The organism is Variovorax sp. P4_D9 (assembly GCF_056401695.1).
Genome location: NZ_JBFUIU010000379.1, coordinates 1 through 8,599, shown reverse-complemented (window position 1 = coordinate 8,599; position 8,599 = coordinate 1). Strand labels below are relative to the sequence as shown.

10 protein-coding genes are annotated in these 8,599 nt (G+C 65.1%); 2 read left to right on the top strand and 8 right to left on the bottom strand.

Annotated features, from left to right (window positions below; translation table 11 throughout):
* A partial coding sequence (locus AC1DY5_RS31760; RefSeq protein ID WP_478117939.1) for a helix-turn-helix transcriptional regulator occupies positions 1-555 on the top strand: 555 nt, incomplete at its 5' end.
* On the opposite strand, the gene dnaB is transcribed toward AC1DY5_RS31760, so the two are convergent.
* The 7 genes from dnaB to ppsA all read right to left on the bottom strand — a co-directional run bounded on the left by dnaB (position 552) and on the right by ppsA (position 6,877).
* Positions 552-1,952 (bottom strand): replicative DNA helicase, encoded by a 1,401-nt coding sequence (gene dnaB / locus AC1DY5_RS31755; RefSeq protein ID WP_478117937.1) that lies wholly within the window; start codon positions 1,950-1,952, stop codon positions 552-554. The two genes, AC1DY5_RS31760 and dnaB, sit on opposite strands and share 4 nt — an antisense overlap.
* Positions 1,953-2,122: 170 nt before the next feature.
* On the bottom strand, positions 2,123-2,575 hold the full coding sequence (gene rplI / locus AC1DY5_RS31750; RefSeq protein WP_478117935.1) for a 50S ribosomal protein L9: 453 nt from the start codon (positions 2,573-2,575) through the stop codon (positions 2,123-2,125).
* A 13-nt stretch (positions 2,576-2,588) separates the two neighbouring features.
* Positions 2,589-2,870 carry a 30S ribosomal protein S18 gene (gene rpsR / locus AC1DY5_RS31745; RefSeq protein WP_007830781.1) on the bottom strand — a complete coding sequence of 94 codons (282 nt, stop codon included), beginning with the start codon at positions 2,868-2,870 and terminating at the stop codon, positions 2,589-2,591.
* Positions 2,871-2,927: 57 nt separating this feature from the next.
* Entirely contained in the window at positions 2,928-3,224 is a 297-nt protein-coding gene (priB, locus tag AC1DY5_RS31740) for a primosomal replication protein N (RefSeq protein ID WP_478117934.1), read from the bottom strand.
* 1 nt (position 3,225) lies between these two features.
* Complete coding sequence (rpsF, locus tag AC1DY5_RS31735; RefSeq protein ID WP_286367284.1) at positions 3,226-3,603, bottom strand: 30S ribosomal protein S6; 378 nt, start codon at positions 3,601-3,603, stop codon at positions 3,226-3,228.
* Positions 3,604-3,764: 161 nt separating this feature from the next.
* A complete protein-coding gene (locus tag AC1DY5_RS31730; protein WP_478117931.1) occupies positions 3,765-4,274 on the bottom strand; it encodes a hypothetical protein in 510 nt (169 codons plus the stop codon).
* Positions 4,275-4,483: 209 nt separating this feature from the next.
* Positions 4,484-6,877 carry a phosphoenolpyruvate synthase gene (gene ppsA, locus AC1DY5_RS31725; RefSeq protein WP_478117929.1) on the bottom strand — a complete coding sequence of 798 codons (2,394 nt, stop codon included), beginning with the start codon at positions 6,875-6,877 and terminating at the stop codon, positions 4,484-4,486.
* Positions 6,878-7,064: 187 nt separating this feature from the next.
* Here ppsA and ppsR point away from each other — a divergent pair, with 187 nt between their 5' ends.
* On the top strand, positions 7,065-7,886 hold the full coding sequence (ppsR, locus tag AC1DY5_RS31720; RefSeq protein ID WP_478117927.1) for a posphoenolpyruvate synthetase regulatory kinase/phosphorylase PpsR: 822 nt from the start codon (positions 7,065-7,067) through the stop codon (positions 7,884-7,886).
* 20 nt (positions 7,887-7,906) lie between these two features.
* Here ppsR and AC1DY5_RS31715 read toward each other — a convergent pair.
* Positions 7,907-8,599, bottom strand: a 693-nt coding sequence (locus tag AC1DY5_RS31715; protein ID WP_478117925.1) for an FAD-dependent oxidoreductase, incomplete at its 5' end; no start/stop codon positions are given.

Genomic DNA, 8,599 nt, shown 5'->3' with positions numbered 1-8,599 from the left:
GTCGAAGGCGAGGCCGGCGTCGGCTACCGCATCGGCGCCGGTTTCGACCTTCCGCCGCTGATGTTCACGCAGGACGAAGCGGCGGCATTGGTGGCATCGGCGCGGCTGGCGCAGAGCTGGGTCGACGCCGCGATGGCGCGCGACATCGAATCGGCCCTCGGCAAGATCCTGTCGGTGCTGCCGCCGGCGGCCCGGGTGTCGGCCGAAAGCCTGGCGCTCTACGCCCCGGCCTACGTGCTCGACGCCGGCACGCGCGAACGCCTGCAGACCTTGCGCGAGGCCGTTCAGTCTCGTCACAAGCTGCGCATGGACTACCGCGACGTCGCCGGCGCCCCGACCCAGCGCACGGTGCGCCCGCTGGGCTGCTTCTACTGGGGCAAGGTCTGGACCTTCTCGGCCTGGTGCGAGCTGCGCGACGACTTTCGAGGTTTCCGGCTCGACCGCATCGCCACCATCGAAGTGCTGCCGGAGCGCTTCAGGGGCGAGCCCGGCAAGACCCTGGCCGACATGCTGCGCCAACTCAAGGCCGATGCCGACTCGGGCGGAACCCGCTAGAAGTCGTTGCCGCCGGCGAGGTTCTCGAACTTGGTGAGCGGCTTCAGGAAGGCCAACTTGACGGTGCCGGTCGGGCCGTTCCGGTGCTTGCTGATGATCACCTCGGCGACGCCGGGCTCCTTGCTGTTCTTGTCGTAGTAGTCGTCGCGGTAGATGAACATGATGATGTCGGCATCCTGCTCGATCGCGCCGGACTCGCGCAGGTCGCTCATCATCGGACGCTTGTCGGTCCGGCTCTCGACGCCGCGGCTCAGCTGCGACAGCGCGATCACCGGGCACTTGAGTTCCTTGGCCAGCATCTTCAGGCCGCGCGAGATCTCGCCCACCGCGGTCGCGCGGTTCTCGTCGTTCATGCTGCTCGAGACGCTCATGAGCTGCAGGTAGTCGACCACGATCAGCCCGAGCTTGCCGTACTGGCGCGCCAGGCGCCGCGCATTGGCGCGCAACTCGCTGGTGGTGAGGCCTGGCGTCTCGTCGATGTGCAGCGACACGTTGCGCAGCTTCTCGATGGCTTCGGTCAGGCGCGGCCATTCTTCGTCGGTCAGCTTGCCGGTGCGCAGGTGGCCCTGGTCGATGCGGCCGATCGAGCCGACGATACGCACCGCCAGCTGCGAGGCGCCCATTTCCATCGAGAACACCGCCACCGGCAGGCCTTCGTTGAGCGCCACGTGCTCGGCGATGTTGATCGCCAGCGAGGTCTTGCCCATCGAGGGGCGGGCCGCCAGCACGATCATGTCGCCCGGCTGCAGACCGGAGGTCATCTTGTCGAATTCGTAGAAGCCGGTGCGCACGCCCGTGATGTCGTTCGGGTTCTCGGCCATCTCGGTCACGCGGTCGAGCAGTTCGACCACCAGGGAATCCATGCCCTGGAAGCCCTGCTTCATACGCGAGCCTTCCTCGCCGATGTTGAAGATCTTCTGCTCGGCCTCGTCGAGTATCTTGTCGACCGCCTTGCCCTGCGTGTTGAAGGCATTGGTGGCGATCTCGTCGCTGGCGCTCACCAGCTTGCGCAGGATCGAGCGCTCTCGGACGATTTCGGCGTAGCGGCGGATGTTGCTCGCGCTCGGCACGTACTGCGCCAGCGAATTGAGGTAGGCGAGGCCGCCTATCTCGTCGGCCTTGCCGAGGTTCTGCAATTGCTCGTAGACCGTGATCACGTCGGCCGGCTTGCTGGCGTTGATCAGCGTGCCGATGGAGGCGTAGATCAGCTTGTGCTCGTGGCGGTAGAAGTCGCCGTCGACCACCACGTCGCCCATGCGGTCCCAGGCGCCGTTGTCGAGCAGCAAGCCGCCCAGCACGCTCGATTCGGCCTCGATCGAATGCGGCGGGATGCGCAGCTGCGCGATCTGGCGGTCGGACGACGGGTCGTTGTCGGCGTAGGAAAAGAGTGCGGACATGAGGTTCCTTGCAACCATGCATGCTAAGCCGCGGCGGCCGCGGCGTCACGTGGACAAGGCTGTGAATAAGCAGTTATCTTCCGGTGCAATGCCCGGGACAACCGGGCCGGCCGGAAAAAGAAAAGCCGCCCGAAGGCGGCTCTTTCACGCGCGTGAAGCGCGTCGGTCGATCAGGCGCTCTCGCCGTACACGGTGACGGTGATCTCGACCACCACGTCGGTGTGCAGCGCGACACTGACGGTGCTGTCGCCCACGATCTTGATCGGGCCGTTGGGCATGCGCACCTGCGACTTCGCGACCTTGTAGCCCTGCTTGTTGAGCTCTTCGGCGATGTCGCTGTTGGTGACCGAACCGAACAGGCGGCCGTCGACGCCGGCCTTCTGCGTCAGCTTGACGGCGGTGCCGCCGAGCTTCTCGCCCTGGGCTCGCGATTCGGCCAGCTTAGCGGCCGCAGCCTTTTCGAGCTCGACGCGCTTGGCTTCGAATTCGGCCTTGTTGGCTTCGGTGGCGCGGCGGGCGCGGCCCGTGGGGATCAGGAAGTTGCGGGCGTAACCGTCCTTGACCTTGACGATTTCGCCGAGGACGCCGAGGTTGACGACTTTGTCCAGAAGAATGACTTGCATGGTGTGTCGCTCCTTAGACGCGGTGTTGGTCGCTGTACGGCACCATCGCGAGGAAGCGCGCACGCTTGATCGCGGTGTTGAGTTGGCGCTGGTAGATCGCGCGCGTGCCGGTCAGGCGCGCGGGGATGATCTTGCCGTTTTCGCTGATGAAGTCGCGCAGGGTGTCGATGTCCTTGTAGTCGATCTCTTCGACGCCGGCGACCGTGAAGCGGCAGAAGCGCTTGCGCTTGAACAGCAGCGACTGGGTGTTGCGCTTCGGACGCTTGTCCTTGTTGAATTTCTTGAACGTGGCCATGTGTGGACCTCTATTTAAATGGTCGAGAACAGAGCTGAAGATCTGTCCCGCGATGAACTAACAAAAATCTTGAATGTGCAGAACAGGATGCTTGCCGTTGCCCGGTGTCGCGAGGAAGCCCTGGAATCGCCAGAGACTGCCCAGTTCCTGCCTTGCGAGCCGCTCGGCCACTGCGCCGAAGGCGACGGCCTTGATGGCCGCCTTGACCTGTCGGGGCTGGGCCGCTTCGGTCACTGTCGACTCGTGTTCGAGTCGCAGGTCGACGGCGGGCAATCCGGCAGGCGTGTAGCGCAAGGCTCCGAGTTCGGCGACGCAGGCAGTCAGCAGCAGCTGATTGACCGCGGCAGTACTCACATCATCCGTTGTTGTTGGCGGCGTATTCAGCCTGCTGGGCCTTGCGGGCCTCTTCGCGCTCGACCGTCTTCATCATCGACGAAGGTCCGGTGTCGGCCTTCTTCTTGACCACGGTGAGGTGGCGCAGGACGGCGTCATTGAACTTGAACGCGTGCTCGAGTTCGGCCATGACGGTCTGCTCGGCTTCGATGTTCACGCACAGGTAGTGTGCCTTGTTCAGCTTGTTGATCTGGTATGCCAGCTGGCGGCGGCCCCAGTCTTCGACGCGGTGGACCTTGCCGCCGCCGGCCGTGATCAGGCCCTTGTAGCGCTCCAGCATGGCCGGAACCTGTTCGCTCTGATCCGGGTGGATCAGCAAAATGATTTCATAGTGACGCATTGGCACTCCTTGTGGATTTCCCCCGATGTTTTTCGAGGAAAGGGGTTGAGCCACCCGCGGCGTCAGACGTGGTGTGGCAAGGCAAAGCCGTAAATTATAGCACTCGGGCGCCGGCCTCCCCTCCTTGAAGGGCAGCGACCGCCCGAAACGGAGGCGCGGGCTCAGCTCCCGCGCAGTGCGCGTTCGAGCGGGGCCGCCTTCTCGGGGCCAACCGCGGCCTGGATCTTGGGAAACAAATCCAGCAACTGCTCGTARCTCGAGGTGCCCTCAACCGACAGGTTGAGCCTGAAACCGCGCAAGCCCAGGCTGCTGGTCAGCTGGGTGGCGATCGGGTAGGCGTCCTTGTAGCGCTGCTGGTCGGAGCGGTCCGCAGCCGGTGCAGCCGTCACCGGGGCGGGCCCGGGTGCAGTGGCGCTGGCCGCCGACAGCGGCGGCGCCGTGCGATCGGGTGCGACAGCGGCAGGCGCCCCACCCTCGCCGACCTGTTGCAGCAAGCCCTGCGCGACCATCTGATCAATGTCCTCGCGACTCACGCCCATCCCGCCTTCGAGCACTTCGTCGACGCTTCGCTTGCCGTCGAACAGGATGAATGCGGTGCGCTGACGTGGCGTCAGCGCGATGGAGCGGTCCTTGAGAACGCGCTGCCCGGCTTCGGTCTTGACAAGAATCATGAGGTTTCCTCGACGCCAAGCTCGGGGAGCGCCAGCGGGCCGGAAATGGTCCTGGTGCGCCACCGCGCCCCGATTGGCCTGGAGTTTGACATCAAAGATGCATTTGGTTGCAAGTACATCAAGCTGACACGAGGATTACACGAAAACCGTGACGCAAGTCGTTGTGCGACGGTGACACCCCTGCCCCCGCCGCGCTGCCAGACGCAGGTTCAGCGCTTGGCGAGTTGCTGCCAGGTATCGATCACGCTGTCGGGATTCAGCGAGATCGACTCGATCCCCTGCTCCGCCAGCCAGAGCGCGAAGTCCGGGTGGTCGCTTGGGCCCTGGCCACAGATGCCGACGTACTTGCCCTGGGCCTTGCAGGCCTTGATAACCTTCGCCAGCAGCGCCTTCACCGCAGGATCGCGCTCGTCGAAATCGGCCGCCAGCAGTTCCAAGCCGGAATCGCGGTCCAGGCCCAGCGTGAGCTGGGTCAGGTCGTTCGAGCCGATCGAGAAGCCGTCGAAGAACTTCAGGAACTCCTCCGGCAGGATCGCGTTGCTTGGCACTTCGCACATCATGATCAGCTTGAGTTCGTTCTCGCCGCGCTTCAGGCCGTGCTCGCCCAGCAGCGTGGTCACGCGCTCGGCCTGGCCCAGGGTGCGCACGAAGGGCACCATGATCTGGACGTTGGTCAGGCCCATCTCGTTGCGCACGCGCTTGAGCGCCTCGCACTCCATCGCGAAGGCCTCGCCGAACTCGCCGCTCAGGTAGCGCGCCGCACCGCGGAAGCCCAGCATGGGGTTCTCTTCCTCGGGCTCGTAACGGCTGCCGCCGATCAGCTTGCGGTATTCGTTCGACTTGAAGTCCGACAGCCGCACGATCACCGGCTTGGGCCAGAAGGCGGCGCCGATGGTGGCGATGCCTTCGGCCACCTTGTCGACGTAGAAGGCGCGCGGCGAGGCATGGCCGCGGGCCACCGACTCGACCGCCTTCTTGAGGTCGGCATCGACGTTCGGGTAGTCCAGGATCGCCTTCGGATGGACGCCGATGTTGTTGTTGATGATGAACTCGAGCCGTGCCAGGCCGACGCCATGGTTCGGCAGCTGGGCGAAATCGAAGGCCAGCTGGGGATTGCCGACGTTCATCATGATCTTGAGATCGATCTGGGGCATCTCGCCGCGCTGGACCTCGGTCACCTCGGTCTCGAGCAGGCCGTCGTAGATGAAGCCGGTGTCGCCCTCGGCGCAGCTCACGGTCACCAGCGTGCCGTCCTTGAGCAGGTCGGTGGCGTCGCCGCAGCCGACCACGGCCGGGATGCCGAGCTCGCGCGCGATGATCGCCGCGTGGCAGGTGCGTCCGCCGCGGTTGGTGACGATGGCGGCGGCACGCTTCATCACCGGCTCCCAGTTCGGGTCGGTCATGTCGGTGACCAGCACATCGCCGGCCTGGACCTTGTCCATCTCGCTGATGCTGTGGACCAGGCGCACCGGCCCGGTGCCGATCTTCTGGCCAATCGCGCGGCCCTCGGCCAGGATGGCGCCGCGGCCCAGCAGCTTGTAGCGCTGCTCGGCCTTGCCCTGCTGCTGGCTCTTCACCGTCTCGGGGCGCGCCTGCAGGATGTAGAGCTGGCCGTCGGTGCCGTCCTTGCCCCACTCGATGTCCATCGGGCGGCCATAGTGCTCTTCGATCACCAGCGCGTACTTCGCCAGCTGCTCGACGTCGGCGTCGGTCAGCGAATAGCGGTTGCGCTGCTCGGTCGGCACATCAGTGGTCTTCACCAGCTTGCCGCTAGCGGCCTTCTCGGCGGCGGTCGCGAACTCCATCTGGATCAGCTTCGAGCCGAGGTTGCGGCGGATCACCGCGCGCTTGCCGGCGCGCAGCGTCGGCTTGTGGACATAGAACTCGTCGGGGTTCACGGCGCCCTGCACCACGGTTTCGCCGAGGCCGTAGCTCGAAGTGATGAAGACCACGTCCTCGAAGCCCGATTCGGTGTCGATAGTGAACATCACGCCGGCGGCGCCGAGGTCGCTGCGCACCATGCGCTGGACGCCGGCCGAAAGCGCCACCACATCGTGGGCGAAGCCCTTGTGGACCCGGTAGCTGATCGCCCGGTCGTTGTAGAGGGAGGCGAAGACCTCCTTCATCTTGTGCAGCACGTCCTCGATGCCGACCACGTTCAGGAAGGTCTCCTGCTGGCCCGCGAAGGAAGCGTCGGGCAGGTCTTCGGCCGTGGCGGACGAGCGAACCGCGAAGCTGGCCTGCGGATTGCCGGCCGACAGGGTGGCAAAGGCCTCGGTGATCGCCTTCTGCAGGTCGGCCGGGAAGGGCTGGGCCTCGACCATGGAGCGAATCTCGGCGCCGGCGGTGGCCAGGGCCCGGACATCCTCGGTGTCCAACTTGGCGAGACGGTCGCTGATCTTGTCGGCCAGGCCGTCGTGGGCCAGGAACTGCCTGAAGGCGTGGGCGGTGGTCGCGAAGCCGGTCGGCACGCGCACGCCCTGCGGCAGCTGGGAAATCATTTCGCCGAGACTGGCGTTTTTGCCGCCGACCGACTCGACGTCGGTCATTCTCAATTGTTCGAACGGTACGACCAGGGCGGTCGCTTCGAAGAGGTCAGACATGGGAAAGCTCCAGAAGTTAAAACTGTGGCTGCATGCGGGCGGCACAACGCGATCGTTCTTCTTGCTCTGGGCATCGGCGGGAGGTGCATGCTGGAATTTGGGCGGGAATGCGCTCGGCTTTCCCGATAATGGGGCGGATTGTAGGCGCGGCCGGCGTTGGCGTGCCGCAGGACAAGGCTCTCAAAGTATGCATACACGCACAGTCTTCTTCGTTTCCGACGGCACCGGCATCACCGCCGAGACCTTCGGCAATGCCGTCCTGGCCCAGTTCGAGATGAAGCCGCGCCACGTGCGGCTGCCTTTCACCGACACCGTCGACAAGGCCCACCAGGCGGTACGGAAGATCAATCACACGGGCGAAATAGAGGGCGTGCGGCCGATCGTCTTTACGACGCTGGCGAACATGGAGGTGCTCGAAGTCATCGAGACCGGTTGCAAGGGGATGCTGCTCGACATGTTCGGCACCTTCGTGCGGCCGCTCGAGATCGAGCTGGCCATGAAGTCCAACCATCGCATCGGCCGCTTCAGCGACGTCAGCAAGAGCAAGGAATACGACGCCCGGATCCAGGCCATCGATTTCAGCCTGGCGCACGACGACGGCCAGAGCAACCGCGACCTCGAAGGGGCCGACGTCATCCTGGTCGGGGTCAGCCGCAGCGGCAAGACGCCGACCTCGCTCTATCTGGCCATGCAGCACGGCCTGAAGGCGGCCAACTACCCGCTGATTCCCGAGGATTTCGAGCGCCGCCAGTTGCCGCCGGCGCTGATGCCGCACCGCAAGAAGATCTTCGGCCTGACCATCCAGCCCGAGCGCCTCAGCGAGATCCGCAACGAGCGGCGTCCGAACTCGCGCTATGCGAGCCTCGAGAGTTGCCGCCACGAGGTCAGCGAGGCCGAAGCGATGATGCGGCGTGCCGGCATCCGCTGGCTGTCGACCACCACCAAGTCGATCGAGGAGATCGCGACCACCATTCTGCAGGAACTTCGGCCCGAGCGACTGACGTATTGAGCTCCGCCCCGCCGGCCGGGTCAGGCCGGAACGGCTTCCTCTGCGGGGGCCGACGTGCGGATCAGGTGGTCGAAGGCGCTCAGCGCGGCTTTCGCACCGTCGCCCGCGGCGATGATGATCTGCTTGAACGGCACCGTCGTTGCATCACCGGCAGCGAAGACGCCGGCCACCGAGGTCTGGCCCTTGGCATCGACCACGATCTCGCCGTGGTTCGACAGCTCGACCGTGCCCTTGAGCCAGTCGGTGTTGGGCACCAGGCCGATCTGGATGAACACGCCCTCGAGCGGCACCGCATGGCTGTCGCCACTCGCGCGATCCTTGTAGACCAGGCCGTTGACCTTCTGGCTGTCGCCGGTGATCTCGGTGGTCTGCGCGTTGGTGATGACCTTGACGTTGGCCAGGCTGCGCAGCTTGCGCTGCAGCACCGCATCGGCGCGCAGTTGGGTGTCGTACTCGATCAGGGTCACGTGGCCGACGATGCCGGCCAGGTCGATCGCCGCCTCGACGCCCGAGTTGCCGCCGCCGATCACGGCCACGCGCTTGCCCTTGAACAGCGGTCCATCGCAGTGCGGGCAATAGGCCACACCCTTGTTCTTGTACTCGTGCTCGCCCGGCACGTTGATGTTGCGCCAACGCGCGCCGGTCGAGATCACGACCGAACGGCTCTTCAGCGTGGCGCCGCTCTCGAGCTTGATCTCGATGAAGTCCTGGCC